General features: G+C 54.4%; 17 protein-coding genes. 2 read left to right on the forward strand and 15 right to left on the reverse strand.

Going from position 1 to position 23,032, the window contains the following annotated elements; genetic code table 11:
* The 14 genes from OSO_RS51230 to OSO_RS0138435 all read right to left on the reverse strand — a co-directional run bounded on the left by OSO_RS51230 (position 1) and on the right by OSO_RS0138435 (position 19,402).
* Positions 1-1,188, reverse strand: coding sequence for a type IV pilus modification PilV family protein (locus OSO_RS51230; RefSeq protein WP_157606149.1), 1,188 nt, complete (start codon positions 1,186-1,188; stop codon positions 1-3).
* On the reverse strand, positions 1,188-2,201 hold the full coding sequence (locus tag OSO_RS52775) for a prepilin-type N-terminal cleavage/methylation domain-containing protein (protein WP_083843083.1): 1,014 nt from the start codon (positions 2,199-2,201) through the stop codon (positions 1,188-1,190). The genes OSO_RS51230 and OSO_RS52775 overlap by 1 nt, the downstream gene beginning before the upstream one ends.
* A 3-nt stretch (positions 2,202-2,204) precedes the next feature.
* Positions 2,205-3,257 (reverse strand): pilus assembly FimT family protein, encoded by a 1,053-nt coding sequence (locus OSO_RS0138365; protein ID WP_010588030.1) that lies wholly within the window; start codon positions 3,255-3,257, stop codon positions 2,205-2,207.
* A gap of 54 nt (positions 3,258-3,311) precedes the next feature.
* Positions 3,312-4,286 (reverse strand): type II secretion system protein, encoded by a 975-nt coding sequence (locus OSO_RS0138370; RefSeq protein WP_010588031.1) that lies wholly within the window; start codon positions 4,284-4,286, stop codon positions 3,312-3,314.
* A gap of 826 nt (positions 4,287-5,112) precedes the next feature.
* Positions 5,113-6,402, reverse strand: coding sequence for a type II secretion system F family protein (locus OSO_RS0138380; protein WP_029247907.1), 1,290 nt, complete (start codon positions 6,400-6,402; stop codon positions 5,113-5,115).
* A gap of 226 nt (positions 6,403-6,628) precedes the next feature.
* Positions 6,629-8,332 carry a GspE/PulE family protein gene (locus OSO_RS0138390; RefSeq protein WP_010588035.1) on the reverse strand — a complete coding sequence of 568 codons (1,704 nt, stop codon included), beginning with the start codon at positions 8,330-8,332 and terminating at the stop codon, positions 6,629-6,631.
* Positions 8,333-8,452: 120 nt separating this feature from the next.
* The gene (locus OSO_RS0138395; RefSeq protein ID WP_010588036.1) at positions 8,453-9,574 is read right to left on the reverse strand and encodes a type IV pilus twitching motility protein PilT; all 1,122 of its coding nucleotides are present in this window, start codon (positions 9,572-9,574) and stop codon (positions 8,453-8,455) included.
* Positions 9,575-10,004: 430 nt separating this feature from the next.
* Positions 10,005-11,699: a GspE/PulE family protein gene (locus OSO_RS0138400; RefSeq protein WP_010588037.1), complete on the reverse strand. Its 1,695-nt coding sequence runs from the start codon at positions 11,697-11,699 to the stop codon at positions 10,005-10,007.
* Between the two features lie 519 nt (positions 11,700-12,218).
* Complete coding sequence (locus OSO_RS0138410) at positions 12,219-13,742, reverse strand: SpoVR family protein (RefSeq protein WP_010588038.1); 1,524 nt, start codon at positions 13,740-13,742, stop codon at positions 12,219-12,221.
* A gap of 221 nt (positions 13,743-13,963) precedes the next feature.
* Positions 13,964-15,655, reverse strand: coding sequence for a serine/threonine-protein kinase (locus tag OSO_RS0138415; protein WP_010588039.1), 1,692 nt, complete (start codon positions 15,653-15,655; stop codon positions 13,964-13,966).
* A 4-nt stretch (positions 15,656-15,659) separates the two neighbouring features.
* The gene (locus OSO_RS0138420; protein WP_010588040.1) at positions 15,660-16,337 is read right to left on the reverse strand and encodes a sigma-70 family RNA polymerase sigma factor; all 678 of its coding nucleotides are present in this window, start codon (positions 16,335-16,337) and stop codon (positions 15,660-15,662) included.
* 55 nt (positions 16,338-16,392) lie between these two features.
* Complete coding sequence (locus OSO_RS0138425) at positions 16,393-16,758, reverse strand: hypothetical protein (RefSeq protein ID WP_010588041.1); 366 nt, start codon at positions 16,756-16,758, stop codon at positions 16,393-16,395.
* 153 nt (positions 16,759-16,911) lie between these two features.
* Positions 16,912-18,387 (reverse strand): DUF1501 domain-containing protein, encoded by a 1,476-nt coding sequence (locus OSO_RS0138430; RefSeq protein ID WP_010588042.1) that lies wholly within the window; start codon positions 18,385-18,387, stop codon positions 16,912-16,914.
* Positions 18,388-18,484: 97 nt separating this feature from the next.
* Complete coding sequence (locus tag OSO_RS0138435) at positions 18,485-19,402, reverse strand: heme oxygenase-like domain-containing protein (RefSeq protein WP_157606152.1); 918 nt, start codon at positions 19,400-19,402, stop codon at positions 18,485-18,487.
* A 375-nt stretch (positions 19,403-19,777) separates the two neighbouring features.
* Between OSO_RS0138435 and OSO_RS0138450 the strand changes: the two genes are divergently transcribed.
* Together OSO_RS0138450 and OSO_RS0138455 are read left to right on the forward strand one after the other, a co-directional pair.
* Positions 19,778-21,106 carry a DUF1501 domain-containing protein gene (locus OSO_RS0138450; RefSeq protein WP_010588044.1) on the forward strand — a complete coding sequence of 443 codons (1,329 nt, stop codon included), beginning with the start codon at positions 19,778-19,780 and terminating at the stop codon, positions 21,104-21,106.
* A gap of 231 nt (positions 21,107-21,337) precedes the next feature.
* Entirely contained in the window at positions 21,338-22,300 is a 963-nt protein-coding gene (locus tag OSO_RS0138455) for a UbiA family prenyltransferase (protein ID WP_029247912.1), read from the forward strand.
* A 99-nt stretch (positions 22,301-22,399) separates the two neighbouring features.
* On the opposite strand, the gene OSO_RS0138460 is transcribed toward OSO_RS0138455, so the two are convergent.
* Entirely contained in the window at positions 22,400-22,936 is a 537-nt protein-coding gene (locus OSO_RS0138460; RefSeq protein WP_010588046.1) for a hypothetical protein, read from the reverse strand.
* Positions 22,937-23,032: the final 96 nt, after the last annotated feature.

Here is a 23,032-nt window from a genome sequence, read left to right on the forward strand (position 1 = left end):
TCACTGAATGCCAGCGAAGTTGCCGAGCTCAAACACCTGCACAACCCCCTTCATGGGCACAATAGTTAAATTCGATCCAACGATATCGCGATCGACCAGCACCAAGCTGTTCTTCGTATCAATATTGACGACTCGATACCAAATGGCCGCACCGGTCTCGAGTAAGAAACCACCTTTCTTTAGATTCGGTGGGAGAGTGGCAAACTGCATTGTCCGCGAATCGTCCGACCCCGGCCACCCTGCTTCCTTTAAATCGTCGACAGCGAGCGGAGATGCGAGATCATCATCAAGCCCCGCGACACCGTACTGCCCATCAAATCCTGGCGCAGGATAAACCCCGGCGGGATAGCTGACTTCATCCGCAGACTTATAAGATCGATTGAAAAAGACAGCCAGATCTGCCTCCGCGGTCCATGCTGCTAATGATGAGTCAAGTGCGCGCTTGCGAACAGTAAGCATCCATGTATATCGATTTTCACGAACTTCAATCCTTGCACGCACGGGAACAAAAGGTATATCTGGCTCAACGAGTGCCGTCGGATCTGTATCCTTCCAAGATACAGTCGAACCCGAGATACTGCGAATTGTCCTCCGCGTTGCAATTCTGCCTGTTGAATCAATAAGGACGACTCGATACGACGGATTCGATACACCTCCGCCCGAGTAGGTACGTGGATTTATATTTACAAGCTCTGCCGGAGGCGCTGCTACTGTTACTTGATATGAACCGATCACGTAAGCGCCGACAAGCCGATCTTCGCGCACCAATGACCAACTGTCCGGTAGCGCTGCGAGACTTTCGACATTCTGCTTCGTTACCGCGGCCAACCCCGACCTCCTAGGCAATGAACCAATTGACGTGGACATCCCGAGGAAGACGCCAAATGGGTCGATAATTGCCTTGACTGGCGGGTCTGTCGCATTCAGTCCGGAGTTTCCGGACACTAATTGTACGGCCCAGGTGCTGTTTCCAATAATTGATGAATCAAACTCGATTCGCGCCTTCGCATTTCCAGAAAGAATCGCGGAATTAGTTAGCTGCGATGCTTGCAATGAGCGAAGAACAGACGCCGGAAAGATAGCGGCGAGCGACACAACGCCGATCCCCATAATCATCATGGAGATAAGTACTTCGCTCATAGTTACGCCACTACGGCAGCGATTCATATTGGAAATATCGTTATTCATTATTTGGCAACCTGTCCCGTCTCAGCAAATTGATATGGATGAAGCGCCACATTAGTGCCACTTGCACTTGGCGTAACATCTACGGCGTAGACGCCGACAGTGCCAGTTCGTCCGTTGATTGAGACAATCATCTGATCTCGCTTTACAATCATTGGGCCACTGCTCGGGTTAACTGGGACCGCGGGCGGGCTCCATTGTGCCGAACTCGGATTAACTGCCTGAACTCGGCCCGTTATGTTGCGCCACTGTGCAATGTCCCCGATATCCGCCAGCAAAAGGTGATTTAGCCCAAATCCCGCGGCATCGCCAATGAGATTCCCGCGAGGATTAAACATTACATCCATTCTATGGGAATAGTCGTTAGTGCTATTTGTCGACGCAGGTCGCCACGATTGTGGAATTCGTGAACCATCGAGATCAATCGCAACACCGGGAGGCAACTCCACGGGCTCGGCACCTGGGATCGGTGAGGAGGGAAGAATCAGTGAGCATGTGACGTTTGTTGGTGCGCCGCTGTATGCGGCACTCGAACTACTGAGAGTCACCGTCTGCGAATCTGTGTGAGACCTGCTCGCAATCGTCAAAAACGTCCCGCTACCCGATGGAATCTCAATTTGAGACCCAACCGCCAATAAACTGACGGACTCGAGCGACGCTGCAGTTGAACTTGAGGGAAATTTTAAATTTGACGGACTCGTTAATTGACATTGAAGCAGCCATCGTTCAGGTGCTCCCACATACTGCATTGCAGTAACGACGTGACGGTCATTCGGGCTAAGTAGGAATCGCACCCCTCGCGGCTCTTTGGAATGAATTGCGCGATCTCGTGCTCCTGCTACGAATGACTGCACCTGCCGCGCGGCGGCACGCACACGATCTCGGCTAAAACTAAAATTAATCGATACAACAGTTATTGTTGTCAAAAGAACGATAATACTGACTACAACAAGAAGCTCAACAAGGGTAAACCCACGGAACCGCGTGTACTGCGCACTCATTTTCTTGCGAAACATTGTTCAATTCCCCTTGCTTCGCAGGTTCAAGTTCGTAATGTTGTCCAGCAGGTCTGCTGTCCCGCCTCCACTTCCACCGCTCGGAAATGCGAGTGAATTTACTCCGATCAAATCATTCGGCTCTAACAAACCTAGAGCACGGTCTGGCCCTGCCGAGACGACAAGTGGCGTGGAAAAAGTCGATTCCATAAAATACAAGTTGAACATTGATCGGAACGCGAGCTTTTGTGCATTATTCAGGCCGAGAAAATACACCGCGAGCCGTTGACCAGAGTCATCAAAGTCTAACGCGAGCGGGTCAGTACCTGCGTTATACGGGTCTTGAGATGGCGCAGATGGCATAAGCAGCTTGGTGAATGTTCTACTTACCCCTGGCAACGACGGAGGAATCGGAGGATCAGTGGCTGCAGATGGCGAAGTACCTGGACGTACAAGGCTCGCTGGCCATCGATAGAAGCGCAGAGGCTCGCCCCAAGAATCTACAAAGTACTTAATATCAACGGGAGTCCCATTAATGGTGGCCGAAATTGACTTAACCTCGGTAGACAAAAACGCGTCGTCATCTACTTGAGGAGCACCAAATGTCTCGCCCTCAGTAATCGCCAAATAAAGTAGTGCTGAACTCTCAATCTTCAAACGTGGACTTTGTAAATTAAAGTAGACGTCGTACGCTATCCCATTAAACGAACCACGCTCTTCCGAACGTTGCGGAAAAGCAGACTGGTATCGTTGCTTCCTGACGACGACTTCAGCGGTCTTGACGTCAAGATTTGGAATACTGAAGTCACCCCAGAGATCGATAGTCGCGAGCCGCGCCGCAGTGCTTTTGAGATTCAATCGATCGAGCGCTTCCTTTCGCTGTTGTAGAATCCTCCCAATCTTGCTGATTGTATTCGCGGTCGCCTTTTCGCGGGATGTAACAACGAAGTTTGCGAATGCCGCAAATGAGATCGTCGCAAGCAATGTTATTATCGAGATTACAATTAGTAACTCTACTAAGGTGAAGCCGCGATGAAGAAAACAATCACGACTTCGCTTTTCAAAACGTATCCACATAATCGAGACCACCTCAATAGCTTGAAGGGTATTTACCAGCCAAGGTACGTTCTTTTATGGAGCCAGCACACCGTTTGAGAAATTGGTGATATTGTCACGTTCCGATACTCGATCAGCTGAGCTGAAACTCAGGGTTGGACCTACCCAACCAGCTGGAGCAGTAGATGACGTAGCCCAACCCGGAAGGGGGTCTTGCGCCCCCGCGACGTAAGGCCCACCCGGGCCATAGGTGAAGTCCTGCCCAGGTGAAATAATCTGGAATGACTTTGACTTAAAAGTCGCCGAGATGAGCAGCGCGCCTTGACGATACGCGATTGAAGGTCCAGTTGAGCCATATTCGGGATACGTCACCCCCGAAAGCTGTTCTCGGTACCCCGCCCCATCATAAGAGCTAAAATAGAGGTACGGATTTCTTTGCCCAGGAAAGGTGTCCTTGTACTCTGGGAAGCCAACTTGTCCGCCTACGTCAACGAGACGCTGAACGTCAAACTCAAAAAATGGGCCCTCTCGCGATCCCCCTAAAGCTGCTGGATTTGCTGGATCTTTTGAAAATCCCCTTGGTGAAAATCCAACACCTCCCGAACCATTGTTAGGTATGCCCCCCAGAAAGAACACAAGACATTCACCTTGCGTTAATTCAGCCCTCGAATCGGTCATGTCGCCGTCACCATTCCAGTCTCGAGGCAGAGCTTTGTTAAACTCAGGCCATATTTGAGTCAGCGTGGCGAGCGAATCCAGCGCCTCGGCGTTCGGAGAATTGTTCCATGCCCCGGCGACCGAGGGATCCTCGTACAGAACGATCCGACTCGGAGGTTCAACGCCATATCGCGCCTTAAATGCGTTGATTGCCCCTTCGAGCTTCGTGATTTCCGCTCTTACAGCTGCTTGCCGAACACTACCTCGCGCCCTCCCTAGGGCCGGCAATAATAAAGCGGCCAATACCGCAAGAATCACGATCACAATCATTAGCTCGATCAGCGTGAAGCCTTTGCGGGTTTTGGTGGGGGTGGATGGTTTTACTCGCACCATGGTTCTTTCCTTGAGGGTCGCTGGGCTTGGCCGCTTTGAACTCTGGACTTACGTGATATCGAAACTTGCGTTCGTGAATTGTTTTCTAACAACATTCACTGATGCGTCGCGTGAAGACAATTTCTTCGGGGCGATACATCTTCTATTTTGAATCGCGGGGCATCGGACCTGGGTCTGATGGTTGGCTTGGAGACGATCGATCGAATGACGATTTGATCTTTGATGGCGGACAAGCTGCCGAGCGGACTCGAAACAGGCTCCTCAGTTCCATGAAACGCGAGGCTTCACAGCGCTGCGGAAACAGTCTTTGTCGTTTCAAACAGTTGCTCAGGGTTGATCCTGAATCCATGATTCAACAAGGCGACGACGAGTTCTCGAACGATCTCGGCGGCGCTTTGACGGCCCGGGTGATCCGGACATCAGATTCAGAATCGCGAATAAAACCTCACTCTATCAGTCTGCTGAAGCCATCGAAGGCCAGACTCTGCGTTCGGACCATTGGGCACGATGCCTTCGAATCCTGCGGAAGCCTGTCCGTGTGATCTCAACAGGTTGTTATGTCATTCGTCCTTGAGGTGGAGCAGGGGGGCTCAGCCATCCCTGATTCATTCCGACTTCTACGACAGCCCCGCTCGGGCCATCCACAGAAGTCGTTCTTCATTTCACGTTGTTACTCAATCGTCGTAATTCTGTACTCGTGGCCTCGACTGTCGTCGCCTCGATCGTGGTGTTCAATGCAGTGATCTTTTCGCGATGGTCATCTTGCGGAGCCCTCTCGACCCGTGCGGGACTCGTCGTTCGAGTCCCGCTTGCAAGCGGCCCGGCACTACGCCAAATCGTTGAGCAATTTGATCAGCGGCATGAACAAGGCGATGACGATGAAACCGACGATCAAACCGAGGATGACCACCATCAGCGGTTCGAGCAGGTTCACCAGGCCTTCCACAAGCACACCGACCTCTTCGTCGAACACGTCCGCCACCTTGTAGAGCATCGTGTCGAGCGCACCCGTCTCTTCACCGACGTCCACCATGTTCACCACGATCTCGTCCACCGTGCGTGTTTCACGAAGCGGGATCGCCATCGATTCCCCTTCGCGAATGGCAGCGATGATGTGTTCATACGCTTTGAAAAAGACTGCGTTCCCCGCCGTATCACGCGTAATCGATAACGCCTCGAGGATCGGGACACCAGATGCAACCAGCGTGCCCAATGTTCGACACGTTCTCGCGATGATCGATTTCCGGATGATCAATCCGAGCAGCGGTATTTTCAGTGAGAGCCAGTCGACCACGAACGCACCCATCTTGTTCTTTTTGATGATTTTGATCATCAACCAGAGCGCGAGCGGGATCACGGGGCCGAGGTACCAGTAATTCACCACCGCATCGCTACAGCCAATGAGCACCTTGGTGATTTCGGGCAGTTCCGTATTAAAGTCGTCGAAGATCTTCTTAAACTTCGGAATGATGTAATACATGATGAAGCCGACGATCAACGTCGCGACCGTGATCACAGCGCCAGGATAAATCATGGCGCCTTTCACTTTTCGCTTCAGGCTTTCCGACCGTTCTTTGAACTCGGCCAAACGCTGCAAGATGACTTCCAGCGCACCACCGGCCTCACCGGCTTTCACCATGTTGACGTACAGGTTGTCGAACGCCTTGGGCTGTTTGGCCATCGCTTCCGACAGAGTGCTGCCGGACTCGATATCATCGATCACACCGAGCAGCGAGCTTTTCAGCGGCCCGGGTTTGGATTGCGCTTCGAGGATTCGCAAGCTTCTCAGAATCGGCAGACCGGCATCCTGCAGCGTGGACAACTGGCGAGTGAAGGTACAAAGCTTCTTGCCACTAACGCCGCCGATCGAGAAACCGCCGCCCTTCTTACGTTTGGCAGCGGGCTTCTTCTTGGCTTCTGCTTGAGTCTTGCCATCCCCTTTGGTCTTGGCGTTGTCAGTCTTGGTCTTCTTGCCACGCCCCTTTTCGGTGATCTTCGTGACGAAGAATCCCTTTTCACGAATCCTCGACTGCGCCTCTTGTTCCGAGGCGGCATCGATCGTGTCTTTGACTTCAAGACCCGTGTTATCCATCGCTTCGTACTGGAATGTCGGCATCGCCCGTCTCCGATCAAATTCGCTTGCGCCCGTTCGCTGGATCACTCAACAAATCAACTGGGTCTTGTCTGCCAGGCTGACTTGAAACGTTTCCATTTTTATTTTGTTAGTGACTTCGCTCGCGCCGAACTCTGATTTGTTTCGGCAATGCAGCAGTGCAGAGCACCAACATTGATCAACTGTTGAATCCCGCGTCGCTTCACAGACGCATTGCACCTTGACCTGATTAACCTGCATCTTCCATGACGGTTTCGCGCACAACTTCATCAATTGTGGTGACACCATCAAAAATCAGCTTGAGTCCGGCCTCACGCAGAGTCGTCATCCCCTGTCCGCGGGCAAAGTCACGAATGTCGTCCACGCTCGCGTTTGACGAGACCAAGTCACGAATATCGTCGGTCACGTCGAGCAGTTCATAGATTCCACCACGGCCCTTGTAGCCTGCGTTGTTGCAACGCTGACAACCACGTCCGTAGTAGAACTTGTATTGTCGGGCCTGAGCGATGGGCAGTTGCAATTCCATCAACAGCTCGTCGCTCGGTTCAAATTGCGTACGACATTCCGAGCAAATCCGCCGGATTAATCGCTGAGCCAGCACCGCTTCGACTGTCGCCGTGATCAAGAACGGTTCGATACCCATATCGCGCAATCGTGTGATGGCACTGGGAGCGTCGTTCGTGTGCAGCGTGCTGAACACCAGGTGCCCCGTGAGCGCACTTTGAATGGCGACTTCCGCCGTTTCGAAGTCGCGAATCTCACCGACCAGAATCGTATCGGGATCGTGACGCAGGATCGCGCGCAGCACAGTCGCGAAGGTCACCTGAATATCGGGATTCACCGGAACCTGCAGCAGACCATCGATGTCATACTCGATGGGGTCTTCGGTCGTGATGATTTTCGTTTCGATGTCGTTGAGCTCATTGAGCGCCGAATACAGCGTCGTGGTCTTGCCGCTTCCCGTGGGGCCGGTCACAAGCACGATGCCGTTGGGACGCGTGATGACCGAACGGAACCGCGTGAGCGTCGTCGCGTCCATACCGATCTTGTTCAAATCCAACTGCACAACCGTTCGGTCGAGCACTCGCATAACCACGGACTCACCGAACAGCGTGGGCAGCACGCTCACGCGCAAGTCGACAGAGTGACCACCGACATTCAATTCGATACGACCGTCCTGGGGGAGACGACGTTCGGCGATATCCAGTTCCGACATGATCTTAATTCGAGACACGATCGAGTTCGCCAGATGCCGGGGTGGCGGTACGAGCTCGTAGAGCATGCCGTCGGCCTTGATCCGCACCCGGAACTCATCTTCAAACGGCTCAAAGTGGATATCGCTGGCCTGATCCTTGATCGCCAGCAGCAGGATCATATTCAGCAGCTTGCGGATGGGCGCTTCGTCGCCGTCAGGAGACAAGTCGTGGACGCGATCACTGCGACCGCCACCCGATGGAGCATCTTCCTCGAGCTTGCTGATGATGTCTTCGATGCTCTCTTCGCGGCCAGCGTACTGACGTGCGATCGCGGCATCCACATCGCGCGCATTCGAAACCGCTCCACGAACCTCAACGCCGAGCATGCTTCGCAGGTCGTCGAGCGCCCCGAGGTTCTGCGGGTCGGCCATCGCAACGGTCAGAACGCCATCTTTGAGCGAGATCGGGACGATCTTGTAGACATCCGCCATCGTCTGCGGGACGAGTTCCAACGCCTTCGCAGGAATCGTGGTCTCGTTTAAATTGACGACCGGCATTCCCCACTGCTCGGCGAGTGCTTCGGTGACCTGTGCGTCGTTGACGAATCCCATTCGGATCGCCACCTGGCCAAGGATCTCACCTTCGCTCTGCTTCTGCGCCTCGAGAATATCCCACAGCTGATCTTCTGTCAGATATCCCAAGTCAACGAGAATTTGACCGAGCCGTCGCTGAGCCATTTCAGATCACGTTCTTGCTAAAGCCTCGATAGAACCATGATGAATGAACCACAGTTCGCCCCGTCCGCTCACTGATCACTGCCGAAGACATTGAGCGAAATACCGCTCAGCAGCGACTCATCAGCTCTCTTCGCCTTCACCGTCTTCTTCTTCGTCCTCTTCGTCGAGCAACCCTTTTTTGGCCCTGGCAATTCGGGCCTTCAATTCACCAGGCTGGTTCGAACGAATCACAACCGTGTCTTCTTCGCAAATGTTGTTCTTCCACAAGCTGAACAACGCATCGTCGAGCAACTGCATCCCGAACTTTCGTCCGGTTTGAATCGACGAATTAATACGATAAGTCTTCGCTTCACGAATCAAGTTCGCGATCGCGGGGGTGACCACGAGCAGTTCATAAGCAGCGACCACTCCCTTGGGCTTGCGCGAAAGCAACGCCTGGGAGAGAATACCGATGATCGCCACCGACAACTGCGTACGGATTTGTTCTTGCTGACTAGTGGGAAAGACGTCGATGATTCGGTCGACGGTTCCCTGAGCACCGGTGGTATGCAGCGTTCCGAACACCACGTGGCCCGTTTCAGCGGCGGTGATGGCGGACGAGATCGTCGCCAAGTCTCGCATTTCACCGACGAGGATCACGTCGGGGTCCATTCGCAGAGCACGACGCAGCGCTTCGGGGAAGTCCGGCACGTCGACACCAATCTCGCGCTGATTGATGGTCGATTTCTTATGCTGATGGTAATACTCGATGGGGTCTTCGAGCGTAATAATGTGGTGGTCGGTCGTATCATTCAGGTAGTTGATCATACTGGCCAGACTGGTCGTCTTGCCGCTACCCGTTGGCCCCGTCACCAGAAACAATCCACGAGGCCGCATAATCAGATCGCGAATGACGAGTGGAAGCCCGAGCTGTTCAAACGAGAGAAACTCGTTCGGAATTCGTCGCAACACCATCCCGATATGGCCACGCTGTTTGAACACCGCGACACGAAATCGAGCTTTGTCGCCGAACGCAAATCCGAAGTCGGTTCCTCCGACCTCTTGCAGCTCCTGTTGATTACGTTCCGGCGTAATACTCTTCATCAGACCGACGGTGTCTTCGGCGGTCAGGGTTTTCGTTTCGAGGCGAACCATGTGGCCGCCCATTCGCAACACGGGCGGCTGCCCCGTGGTGATATGCAAATCGCTGGCTCGCTCCCGGACGACCGTTTCGAGCATCTTGTCGATCTGAAGCGTAGCCATTCAACTTCTTTCACCCGAAGGCGTTCACTCCTGGCAGGCCACCAAATACAGAGGGCGAACTGCTCATGACGATCCGTCAAAACCGCAACACTCTCAGTCAATATCCACCAACGGGGAAGAAGTCCGCGATATCAATTCGACGACGCGCGGTCGAAGAATGAGTTGCGACATCCATCACCGAAAACAAAACGACCGGGAACTCAGGAAAATCATTCCTGTATTCAGAAGCCACTTCACAACAAACTATGGATCGCCTTAGAGCGTTTGAAGCCGCTCCAATGGATTTGAAATCAGGTGACAGACGCGGATGTCGACTCACTTGGAAATGGTCGGCCGTTTTCTGAGAGGCGCAAACGGAAACTCAACAGAAAATCCTGCCTGTCGCGGACATTGTTACGACTTTGCATATGAATCTCAAATCAACGACGGTTCAGTGGCCTCCCTTGTCCAATTTGTAGACCTCAACCAAAGTCGTTTTGCCAATCAGACATCGTGCGAGTGCATCCTCGACGAGGGTCTTCATTCCGAATAGCCGGGCCTGTCGGCGAATATTCTGGGCGGGCTCACTGCGGAAGGTCATTTCGCGCAGCGTTGTATTCATGCTCATCAATTCGAAAACCGCATTGCGGCCACGATAACCCGTATGCTGGCAGTGATTACAGCCTTTTCCTCGCATGAACGTCGCTTCCGCAACCTGTTCCGGAGTGATTTCAAAGTGCTGAATTTCGCCAGCATCCGGCATGTAAGGCTCCTTACATTTCGGGCAAACGACGCGGATCAAACGCTGTGCCATAATCGCCATCACGCTGGATGCGACCAGAAATGGCTCAACGCCCATGTCGATCAGACGTGTAATAGAACTGGGCGCATCGTTCGTGTGTAGCGTACTGAAAACCAAGTGTCCAGTCAGTGAAGCCTGGATTGCCATCTCGGCAGTTTCCGTATCTCGGATTTCACCGACCAGGATCACATTCGGGGCTTGTCGCAACATGGCACGAATAATTCGCGAGAAATCTAATCCGATATCGTGCTTCACCTCCACCTGATTGATTCCGGGCAGGTAGTATTCGACCGGATCTTCGGCCGTAATGATTTTTCGGTCCGGCCGATTGAGCTCACCGAGGGCACTATAGAGGGTGGTCGTCTTGCCGCTTCCCGTGGGGCCGGTGACCAGAAAGATTCCGTTCGGCCGGCGAATGATGTTCTGAAACCGGCGGTAGTTGTCTTCACCGAATCCCAGGTTCCGAATCCCGACCTTGATGTTTTCGCGATCGAGAATTCGCATGACGATTGCCTGACCATGATTCGTAGGCAGAATGCTGACGCGCAGGTCGAAATCTTTTCCATTTGCACGCGTCTTAATACGGCCGTCCTGAGGACGTCGCTTTTCAGCGATGTCCATGCGTGCCATGATCTTAAAACGCGACGTCAACGCAGCCAGCAGTCGCCGAGGAGGATTATCTCGCTCAACCAGCACACCGTCGATTCGATAGCGGACGCGGATTCGGTCTTCGAACGGCTCGATATGAATATCGCTCGCTCGCATGTTGACCGCTTCTGAGATGATCAGGTTACACAGCCGAACGACAGGCGAGGCCTCTTCGTCTTTCTCAGCTTTGGACTGACTCGTTTCGGTTTCCGTAAAGTCAATCGCAGTTTCGGTAAACTCCATCAACATCGAATCGACTGATTCGGTTTCTGAACCTCCATAGTAGCGGTTGATCGCGTTCTGAATCGATTCTCTCGGAGCGCCGACAGGCTCAATATCGCGATTGACCATGAAGCGCAGCTTATCGATGACATCCAAGTCATTGACGTTAGTCAAAGCGACTCGGAGCCGATCATCGCTCAGCCCAAGCGGGATGACGATATTTTCTCGCGCCACCGATTCTGGAATCAGAGCGATAACACTCGCGGGAATATCGGTTGTGTCGAGATTAACGAATTCGTGACCGTATTCCTCGGCCTGAAGCTGGCCCATCTCGCCGCTGCTGATGTATCCGAGTCGGACCAAAGCGTCGGAAGCAGAGATACCAAGGCTGGACGCCATACTTTCAGCTTCGCTGAGCTGATCCTGGCTGATCGTTCCGTTGTCGACCAGTCTTCTCAAGTAATCTTCAGACACAGAAACACTCTCCTGTCAGGCGAGCCATTGGTGTGTTGCAAGCGGTCGGTCATTTCATCGGTGAATTCGAATCTGCGGAATCGCACAGCGAACGGCCCATCTCGCAACCAACTGGAATCTGCGGGCAGCGACGTAAAAGCTCGCCGGCGTGTGGCCATTGAGATTTCGGGTCTGCCCCCGATTTCAACATGCTGCAGCCCCCATGCCCAGTGAGACCGTCTATCTGCCCCGACAGGCTCATGAGCTTCGCCCGCAGGCTTGCGAGCCCGCTCACCGCGAGTTCATGAACGCGTCAACTCAGGTTTGAAGCCCCACTTGATTCCGAAGATCTGCGCCCAACAGACCGTTGGCATGTCCGGCGATGAGACGATGACCCGTCATTCTTACCGAGCCACCCGCGCTTCGTCAACAATCATTCTCTGCAAGTTCGCGAGCCTTTAGACTTTGCGTGAAACAATGGGCTTCAAAAAGCGAAGCCCTGCCACCACAGTTGTCGGAAGATTCGCGACTCGACCTCGACTATTTGTTCTTCACGAGGTGATTTGTGCCATCAAAAGAAATGATGGCAGGCTTGTCGTCGATCACGGTTTCCAAATGGACAGGTCGCGCCCACAATTTGTGGAGATTCCGGAGCGTATCTTGCGCGTAATCCTGCTTGAGTTCGATCCCTTGGAAACTGTGCTGCAGGTACAGCTCGCCGCGGTTGCGATGGTTTGCGTCCACAACATAGATAAACGGACGACTATGGTTTGTCAGGCTATTGAGAAGCTGCTGTTTCACTTCCTGGAACTGGCGTGAGGCGATTTCATAGTTTTCGCTGCTGTCATTGAAGGCGAACGAAAACATCTTGTGTTTCTTGCAAAACTCGGGCGTCAAGAAGGTGTCGATGAACGTAATGTCATTATGGATCCGCCGCACTTCGAAGATCTTCTTACGGCCGAGCCCAAGCTGCTTGTCCCAGGCCTGTTTGACCTGCCAGTTGTCGCATTCGTCGTACTCGGCACCGAACTGCCCCCGATTCCAGCGTTCTTCGATATCACGGTAGAGTTCGATTCCAATCTTGTAAGGATTGATCCGCTGGGGACTCATCGCGACCGTTCCGCTGTGATGATCGGCATAGTCGATGACTTCGGCATCGGTGAGACCGTGCTTGGTCATTAGGGTTGTGTGCCAGTAGCTAGCCCAGCCTTCGTTCATGATTTTCGTCTGGCCTTGAGGCGCAAAGTAGTACGCCTCGTCCCGGACAATCGCCAGGATGTCATGCTGCCAATCTCGCAGAGGAGCATGTTCGAGCAGAAACAGCAGGACATCACGTTGTGGCTCATCAGGAAACGACCGCTTCTTTTCGCGGTCTTCTTCCTGTTGATGCTTTTCTCGCGCAGCTTTTTCCAGGACTTCGGGCGGATTGATGAACGAGTCCATATACCCTTTGGAGGGCAATCGACCGGTCTGCATGTATTCAAAATCATCTTCACGCAAGAGTGCGGCATGTGGCAGCGGATTGACGTCGGGCGCACGCTTGATGTGCATCGAATGCATGTCGATCAAGTCTTCAAGCGACAGGCAGGCATCAATGAACTCTTCGACTTTTTCGTAGCCATAGCGATCGACATACTGGCTGACACGGGTCGCGTGGTTCGCCATTTGATCAAGCATCTTGCGATTCGTTTGTCCGAACCAGGCATTGTTTTTGAAGAAGTCGCAGTGCCCGTAGACGTGTGCGATCACCAGCTTCTGGTCGACCATCTCATTTGTGTTCAGCAGATAGGCGTAGCACGGATCATTGTTGATAACCATTTCGTAGATTCGCTGCAGACCGTACATGTGGGTCTTTAGCAACTGATCGTACTCAGCTCCAAATCTCCAATGCGGATATCGGACGGGAAATCCCCCGTACGCCGCGAACATGCAGAGCTCTTCAAGATCAAGCACTTCGAAAATGGTCTCAAAAAAATCAAGACCATAACTCTTTGCGAGCGCCTCCATCTGAAGTTGGATGTCGCGGAGCTGTGGCGGCAGTGTGCGAGCCGTGGAAATAGTCATGAGTATCCCAACGATGATAGTCGTGGACAAAACCCGTGCGATCGCGGCGGCAGGGGAACTTTAGCAGCCCTATTCAATTCTGCCGAGTCGAATCCTGATGGCAGACGCGGTTCACACGAATTCGACGGGTGAATGAACAGGGTCGCTGATCCATTCTACGACGCACGACAACCCGGTGGAGTGACCAAATACCAGACCGGCCGACAGCGATAGTGAACAGCTCAGTGTCGATCGATGGCCTGAATTCTCTGTCGGTGATATTTCAACCCGGGGAAAAAGAAGCAGCCTCCGAGAACCACTCCGAGAAGCGACAGACCATAGTCGGTCGCGCGATGGATCTGCATGACCGCCATGAGGACCGAAGTCAGATAGAGGATCACTCCCTGCACGTAGAACTTTCCGGAAAGCAGCCCCGCCTTCGCGAAGAAGACATTCCCTGCTATGAGCGCCAACACGGAAGAAAGCTTCAGTACGGGCAGATCCATGATCCATTCCAGTCCATACAGAAAAATGCTGGACCCCACGCTGCCGGCCCAGATATGGGCAATTTGCCGTTCGACAAAGGTGATGGGGCCCGAACGGCGGCGCAGCTCCCAGAAAATCGCCGCCCAACCAAGTGACCCGGCGGTCCACATCGTCGCGTAAGGCCACCGCGACTGAACGCCGTTCAAGTACATCCAGTTCGTGATAAAACAGAGGGCCATGACGACCAGGCTGTGCCACATCCACAGCAACCCCCAGTTCTCAAGGATGGCTGCGTGGTGCGTCTCGCGAAAAGCGAGCGAAATAATCTGTGAAAGCTGTGTCGAGCGTGCCGAGATCGGTTCGCTCTTCAGGTACGCTTCAAGATCATCCGCAAGAGCATCGGCCGAAACATATCTCAGATCGGCCGGTTTCTGGAGACACTTCAGGCAGATCATTTCCAGGTCGGCATCGGCTTTCGGGTTGAGCATCCGCGGGGGCAAGGGATCTTGCTCGCGCACCATCAACACCGTGTCGACAACGGATGCCGCTTGAAAGGGGGGCCGCCCGGTCAGCATGGCATAGAGAATCGCCCCCAAAGCGTAGATATCCGTGGCGGCACTGACTTGGCCGCGATCTCCGGCGGCTTGCTCTGGCGCCATATATCCGGGTGTGCCCAAGATCGCGCCGGTCAATGTTAAGCTGGCACGGACGGCGGCATCACGATCACTGGAGGTCAAATCGCTACCGACTCGCTTCGCCAGACCAAAATCCGTCACATACGTACGGCCATCGTTATCAATCAGAATGTTCGACGGTTTCAGATCGCGATGGAGCACACCATGGCGATGGGCATCGGCAATCGCGCGACAGATGGGTGCCAGCATCTCGGCAGCGTTACGCGACGCCAAAGGGCCCACCGCCAGCCGCTTCGCCAGGGTTGTGCCTTCGACAAACTTCATACTGAAAAACGGCCGACCGTCGAACTCACCGACTTCGTAGACATTGACGAGATTCGGATGATGCAATTGAGCCGCCGATTCCGCCTCGGCTCGAAATCTCGCGAGATCTTCGGGTGACGCATCAGTGCCGCGCAGAATCATCTTCAACGCGACGATTCGATCCAAACTTTTCTGGCGTGCGCGGTAGACAACTCCCATGCCGCCGCGACCGATTTCTTCAAGCAGTTCATAGCCACCAAAGTCTTCACTCGGAAACATCTGCGGTCGCCGACCCGAAGTCACGGTGATTGGTTCTTCGTTGTCGAACAGTTCGGATGCGCTGGCGAAGTCCTCGGTGATCTGCATCGTTGCCCACAGTTCACGCAGTTCGTTAGCGAGTTCCGGATATTCACGAACCAGCGTTTCGATGCCATCCGTCGATCCATCACGCGACGATTGCAGCAACCGATCGAGCAATGAGACCAGCAGTTCATCGTGGTTCAGTGTCATCGACTCACTCATTTCTGCTTGGCTTGAACGGACTCGGATGAGGAACACCAGTGCTTGAGGGCCGATCACCGAGTACCGCTCTCAGCCGACGGAGTGCACGCAGGTGGCGCATTCCCGCAGCCGCAGCGGAAAGTCCCAGCGCGGTGGCAACTTCGTTGTTGCCTAGCTGTTCGAAGTGCCGCATCAGCAGGATGTCTCGATCTTCTTCTTCAAGCTGTTCCATGGCGAGCAGAAATCGAGTCTCCAACTCTTTGCGAATGCTGGCCGCGGCCGGAGTGAGCTCGTGATCAGCAAGCTGCCCCATCAGATCGAATCCGGATTGATCGGCGAATTGTGGTGCAGCGAGCGAACGCTCGCGATCGAGACTGCGCCGCTGCGCACCCCGGTGCCGACGATGCATATCAATCATGCGGTCTTGGGCGAGTTGCCTGAGCCACAAATGGAATGGCATGCGCGAATCATTCAAGTAATCTTCCAGGCGCGTGTTCGCTTCGAGCAGGACATCCTGAACGATATCACTGGCATCAACACGACGGGCAATCTGCCGATCGAGCCGCAACTGAATCAGTTTGCGAAGTGACGCACGATGCCGCTCGAGCAGGCGATTGACGGCCGCGCGGTCTCCGACTCTCGCCTGCGCTAGCAGATTTTGCGTGACGCTATGTTCGGGCCAGAGCGGCATAAGTGCATCGCAAAGGACGACGGGAACCTCGAGACACCTTCCAAGATGATCACGATCATTCAGTGACCGTATCGCTCTTATCCATTCGATCCAAGGGATAGTCACTGATGGCTAGCCCTAACCCACGGACTTCCTGCAAACGCTGCCAGGCTCGTGTCGTGCGCGCGTCTCGCTGCGCCACTTCGCCCGGGTCGAGATTTCGCTTATCAAAAGGACCTTCAACGACGACGGGGTCGAAACCAGGATCAACGATGAACTGAGCGGCAACTGGGTTACAGCGAAGATGACGCTCGGGCGCGGTCATCAGATATCGGGCTTCGACTTCGCCCAGGATAAAACGAAGGTAGAGATCGCTATTGGTAATATCCTCGACCTCGGAGCCACAGACTTCACAGAGGTAGCCGAGTTCACATTTGGCCATAAGAATCCGCACGACTTTCTGGAATGGCGGTTTGCCGCCTGCTGAAATTAAGGTAGCAGTCGGTGGAAACCACGGGGACAGGCACCTTGGTCTTCACGATGTCATGACGTTTTTGCATCGGCGGGGAGCCAGTCCCGTTGTTTCCACCGACTGCTAGGAAAGCACATCTTCAATGAGATGCCCATGAACGTTCGTCAGTCGACGTTCGATCCCATTATGGTAGTACGTCAGGCGTTCGTGATCGATCCCCAGCAGATGCAGAATTGTGGCATGAAAATCGGGCCAACTGACCGGATTCTCGATCGACTTCCAACCGATGTCGTCTGTGGCCCCATATTCCAGGCCTTTTTTCAAACCGCCACCCGCCATCCAGACACTGAATCCGTACATATTGTGATCACGACCGCCCCCCAGTACGTTGGCTTCCGACTGCGTAAATGGAGTGCGTCCGAACTCGGTGGTAAAGAGTACCAGGGTGTCGTCGAGCATCCCGCGCTGCCGTAGGTCTCGCAATAAAGCCGCGATCGGTTGATCGACACGCAGGGCTTCTTGCGAGTGATTTTCCTTCATATTTTCATGACCGTCCCAATTGATTCGGGGAGAACCGAATGAACCACCCGAGAACAACTGGACGAATCGCACTCCTTGTTCCAGCAAGCGACGGGCCAGCAGACAACTGCGTCCGAAGTCGGCGGTTTCGGGCTGATCGAGCCCATACTGAGATTGTGTTTCGGCGGTTTCAATGGCGAGATCGGTGACGCGTGGAACCGACATCTGCATTTTTGCAGCCAGTTCGTAGCTCTTCATCCGCGCTGCCAGATCGCTTTCCGGACGCGACGCCTGATGCCGGCGATTCATCGCGGCAATGAATTCGCGAGTTTCTCGTTCTGAATCCGCATCAAAGGAAATCGAAGACTCGTTTGGCACGCTCAATCCGGCGGGAAACAGGTCATCGATCGCCGAGCCTTTCGTCCGAAAGGCGACACCTTGATAGCGGGCTGGCAAGAAACCATTGGACCAGTTGATCGTTCCCCCGGCAGGCATCCCGCGGGGATCAGGCAGGACGACGTACGCGGGCAGTTCGTCCGTTTCGCAGCCCAACCCATAGGACGCCCATGACCCCAGAACAGGAAAGCCATTCAAACGAAAACCGGTGTTAGCCTGAAATGTCGCGGGCGTGTGATTGGCGGAATCGGCAACCATCGACCGAATCACTGTGAGCTCGTCGGCCACCGTCGCCAATTGCGGAAACAAGTCGGAGACCCACAAACCGCTTTGGCCGCGCCGCTGAAAATTCCAGTCGTTCTTACGGAGCAGGCCGACCTTGCCAAAAAAGGTCTCGGGCTTTTCTGACCCCGGCAGTGATTGCCCGTGATATTTTTCCAAGACAGGCTTGTAGTCGAATGAATCGAGATGACTGAGGCCACCACACATATAAAGGTGAATCACGCGCCGGCATTTCGGGCGAAGATGCGGAGGCGGATCAGCCGCTTCTGAGGGCACGGCGTCCGCTCGAACGGATCGCGTGCCTGACAACAGGTGCATCACAGCGGTGGCCGTTAGTCCGTGTGACGACCAGGAAAGGAACTCGCGTCGTGGTATCAGCGATGATAAGGAATCCAATGTCATCGTCCCATCGTTCCGAATACAGACCTCTATGCAGTGGAAACGAAGTCAGCAACTCGATCAAGCCGATTCTGAGATTGACGAAGCCTGAGTCTGGAAATCAGGGTTCCTGAGAAACGGACGGCTTTCGTCGATCCAAGACGAATGGATTGCGAGGATCTTCCGTGAACGACACCGTCAGCGGCGGCGCAATTCCACCTTGATCAACCTGAACTCTTACGATGTTTTTGGCTTGATACGGATTGTCGTGAATCCATTTGTGGCCATCGCCATGAATGAACAGGATTGGTTTTTCGAATGCCGTGGCCACATCGAAAAAGGGATCCATGAAATCCTGGTGATGTGCGGTCGGATGAGCGTGGGCAAAAATCACGGCCGAGGTCACGCTGTTGCGTTCGCGTTCGAGGTAGCGGCGTATCCAATCAAGATTTTCAGCATGGCGCCGCTTCCATTCGTTCGGATCGTGCACTCGTCCACCGACGAGGTTAATACCGACAAACAGAACGTTCGAATGGACGAAAGCAAAGTTCTCGTCCCGCTCGGCTTGCCGCTCTACCTTCAGGTTCGATTTCCACTTCTGATCGAACCGCCGGAAGTATTTCTGCCACAGCGTCCAGGCCTCGTTGGGATTGGCACAATCATTCCATTCGTTGTCACCGGGGATGATGAATAACTGTTGCGCCGATTTAGACAGGATGCCGGACACCAACTCGTAGACGGGCTCGACGCACTCTGAACGTCCGGTCTTGATGTCTCCTAAATGGACGACAAAGACCGATTGCTTCGGAACGTCAATCAGTTGTTGAGGCAACGAGACGACTTCTGCCGGAGCATAGGGCACATCTCCCATCACCGAAATCGAGAATCGTTCGAGCGGCTTCGAATCGTCGGCCGCGTCGACAGTCAGCGTGACGAACGAAATCGTCGCCACGATCAGCAACGCCATACGCCATCGCCCAATGGAATCTTGGATGCCACCATGCGAGGATTGAGAGCCGTTCATGATCGATCGTGTCATCGTCATCCTCAAATCAAAACTCGTTGTGCCCCTTCTTCGTGATGGTGCAAGGTATGAAATTCGACGGACAAGTGCGAGGATTTGTCGCGATGAAAAATCATTCACGGACGTTGCGGTTTTGAATGCCTCCCATGCCTGACGTCGCCTCGTCACGGTGTCCATCGCCCTCATGCCCGATTTGGAGAAGCGCGAGGATTCCCCGCCGAACGGAAGTTTCTCTCAATTTCCTCAACACATCGGTCGATTTCAATCTGTTGCTTTGTCGATTGAGACGGTATTCTGGACATTTCACATAAAGTCTGCAGCGTTCGTTGTTCGCGAGGCATCACCCGTTCGAGGTGGCAATCCCTTTTCGGTCCATGGCGAGGTGATTGGATGAGTGGTTTGTTTCACGCAATGCCGATTCCCACGATAGCACTCGGCCGCCGTGCATTCTTACAGGTCGGGGCACTTGCCCTGGGAAAGATGACACTTGCGGGAGCACTGCAGCGCCGGGCTCTTGCGGGAGCTCAAGCTGGCGAATCGACCGCCGTAATTCAAATCTACATGGGCGGCGGCCCTAGCCATCTCGATATGTATGACTTGAAACCGCTTGCCCCGCGAGAAATCCGCGGCGAGTTCCAGCCGATTTCGACGAGCCTGCCCGGCGTCCAAATTTGCGAGCACCTGCCCTACTTGGCTGGGGTCATGGACAAAGTCGCGGTCGTGCGGACAGTGCACCACCAGAACGCGGGGCATCTTCCTGCCTCACACTGGATGATGACAGGCCATCAACCGGCATCAGGCAGCACGGGGAACGCGAATCCTGCGGTTGGCGCGGTCGTATCGCGACTGCGGGGTTCGAACCATTCGGGCGTTCCCGCCTATGTCAGTATTCCCCGTCGGCAACTGCTGGGGGCATCGGCGTTTCTTGGCCCCGCGCACAACCCGTTCACACCGGAAAGCGATCCCAGCAAGAATGACTTTGCCGTCTTCAATTTGAAGATGCCGTCAGAGTTGAGCGTGCCGCGGCTTGAAGATCGTCGGGGGCTGTTGCAGTCGCTTGATCGCCTGCGATCGAATATGGATATTCGCAACGAGTTCGATGGAATCGACAAGTTCTCGCAACAAGCGGCGGATCTGGTCACCAGCGGACGAGCGCTCAAAGCGTTCGACCTGAAGCAGGAAGATCCTCGAGTTCGGGAAAGTTATGGTCCACACAGCGTGGGACAGGGATGTCTGCTGGCACGCCGGTTGGTCGAAGCGGGAGTCACATTCGTCACGGTACTCAGTGGTGGCGACTGGGACACGCATGTCGGCAATTTCCCGAAGATGAAGGACGATTGCCTGCCGCGCGTCGATCGAGCCATTGCCGCTCTTGTTTCCGACTTGCACGCACGAGGCCTGAATCGCCGGGTGATGGTCGTCGCTTACGGTGAGTTTGGACGGACGCCGCATATCAACAAGGATGGTGGCCGCGATCATTGGCCGGGCGCCAGTTGTGCCTTGTTCGCAGGGGGCGGCCTGAAAGTCGGGCAGATCATCGGACAGACGGATGCTCATGCCGCATTCCCGATCACGCGCGGCTATTCACCAGGGGACGTTCTCTCGACGGTTTATCAATTCCTACAGGTGGATTCGCATCACGAGTTTCGCGAGCAGAACCAGCAGCGTCCAATGCAGGTTCTGCCCGAAGGCCAACCAATCGCCGAACTGATCGGTTGAGTGATCGCTCGACAATTGATTCGTCGGGGAACACCGTCGTCCTTCGATAAAGATTTGGCCACGCAGACTGGCAGCAGACCTTTCGATCCGCGAAAGTCTTCGGCTTAGTGGCGTCGTGACGGCACTAAGCCGAAGACTTTCGTCATGACAATCAACTTGCTGCGCTCGCGATCGTGTCGAGAGGGTTCGTCATGCCGACGCGATGTCGAGCTTGATGTACAAAGGTTTGAAATGCTGGCCTATTTGCAATTGCTTCGTTTGCCGACTGTGTTCACCGCGATGGCCGACATTCTGCTGGGGTTTGTCCTGACTCATCGCTTCATCTACGGTCCTTTCCTCGCGCCAGAAGGCGGGCCGGTGCATCTGAATGTCGGATGGCACGAACCTGAGAAGCTACTGGGATTGCTGGCCGCATCCAGCGGCCTGTACCTGTCGGGAATGGTCTTTAACGATGTCTTTGACGTACAACAGGACACCATCGAACGCCCCGACCGCCCCATCCCGTCCGGTCGGATTTCGCGACAGAATGCGACGATCTTTGCACTGATTCTGATGCTGGGTGGATTGGCCTGTGCGGCGCTCGTGGGGCCGGTCAGCCTGCAGGTCGGACTGCTGCTGATCGTCGCGATTCTGAGCTATGACGCATACCTGAAGCGAACACCGCTCGGACCGATCGCCATGGGAAGTTGCCGCTTCCTGAATGTGCTTCTGGGAGCCAGCGTTCAGCCGGACTGGATTCCCTCACTGTTGTCGCAACCGCAGCTCGCAGCCGCCGCCGGGTTGGGACTCTATATTGCAGGCGTCACCTTGTTTGCCAAGACGGAAGCCCGAACCAGCAATCGCTGGCAACTGGCGCTGGCTCAACTGATCATCAACTCGGGCTTCGCTGTTCATGTCGCGTTGATTCTGACGAGCGCACATCAGGTGCCGATCGAAGTTCCCCTGGCGATGCTGTTCGTCGTGGCCTTCACGATTAATCGCCGCGCCACGGCAGCCGTTCGAGATCCTTCGCCAGCGCGAGTACAGGGAAGCATCAAGGTCATGCTGCTATCGCTGGTTATCATCGACTCGACGCTGGTTTTCTGGTTCTTGAATACCCCGGAAGGAGCTGGGTATGGCGCGGCACATGCAGTGGCGACCGCCATTCTCGTGATTCCCGCGATGCTGCTCTCACGTCTGATTCCCATGACGTAAAAGCGGCAAATGGCCTGGTTGCGATCGACGCTGCCCCTTGCCAACCAAGGTATGAATTCCACATCTCCGCGCCGTCGACAGGCCGTTTGCCGGAACGACCTATTGTGGCGATTGCGCTTCGATCGTTTGCAGCTTTTCGGTCAAGATTTCCTTGGCGTGCTTCAGCGAATTCGCAAATAGAACGCTGAACAACCCCAAGACCGCCCCCAGGATCGCCAGACGAATCCAACGTCGTGTCGTCCATTCGCGCAAGGGCGGCGAGAATGCGAGGAACGCCAACAGGGCAGAAATTGTGACCACCGCGTCAAAACTGGCTCGCTGCCAGTATGGTCCGCCCAGATGAAGCCACATCCCGAATTCGTCAAACGTCAAACCCAGTCCGATGGCGTATCCGATCGTGCAGAGATCGTGGATCAACCCCACGGGCTTCATGACCAGGATGTACGCACCCACCCCAGACAGCAGAAAGATCCCATAGTTCAGATGATGAACGTGGGTTCCTTTCACATGCAGATAAAGATCGGGCATCAACCGATCCATAATCAGAAAAACGACCATCCGCGACGTGACAAACGTCAACAAAAAGACGTACAGAATCAAGCGAAGCGTTCGCCGACGATCTCGTGAATTATCCATACACACCCTGAACTCGTACGCCAGCGGATTCCCGTGTCATCGCCGGGCGATCATAATCAGAAGTCTCCACCCATTGCACAGCCTCTGACGAGAAAC

Source organism: Schlesneria paludicola DSM 18645 (assembly GCF_000255655.1).
Lineage (GTDB): Bacteria > Planctomycetota > Planctomycetia > Planctomycetales > Planctomycetaceae > Schlesneria > Schlesneria paludicola.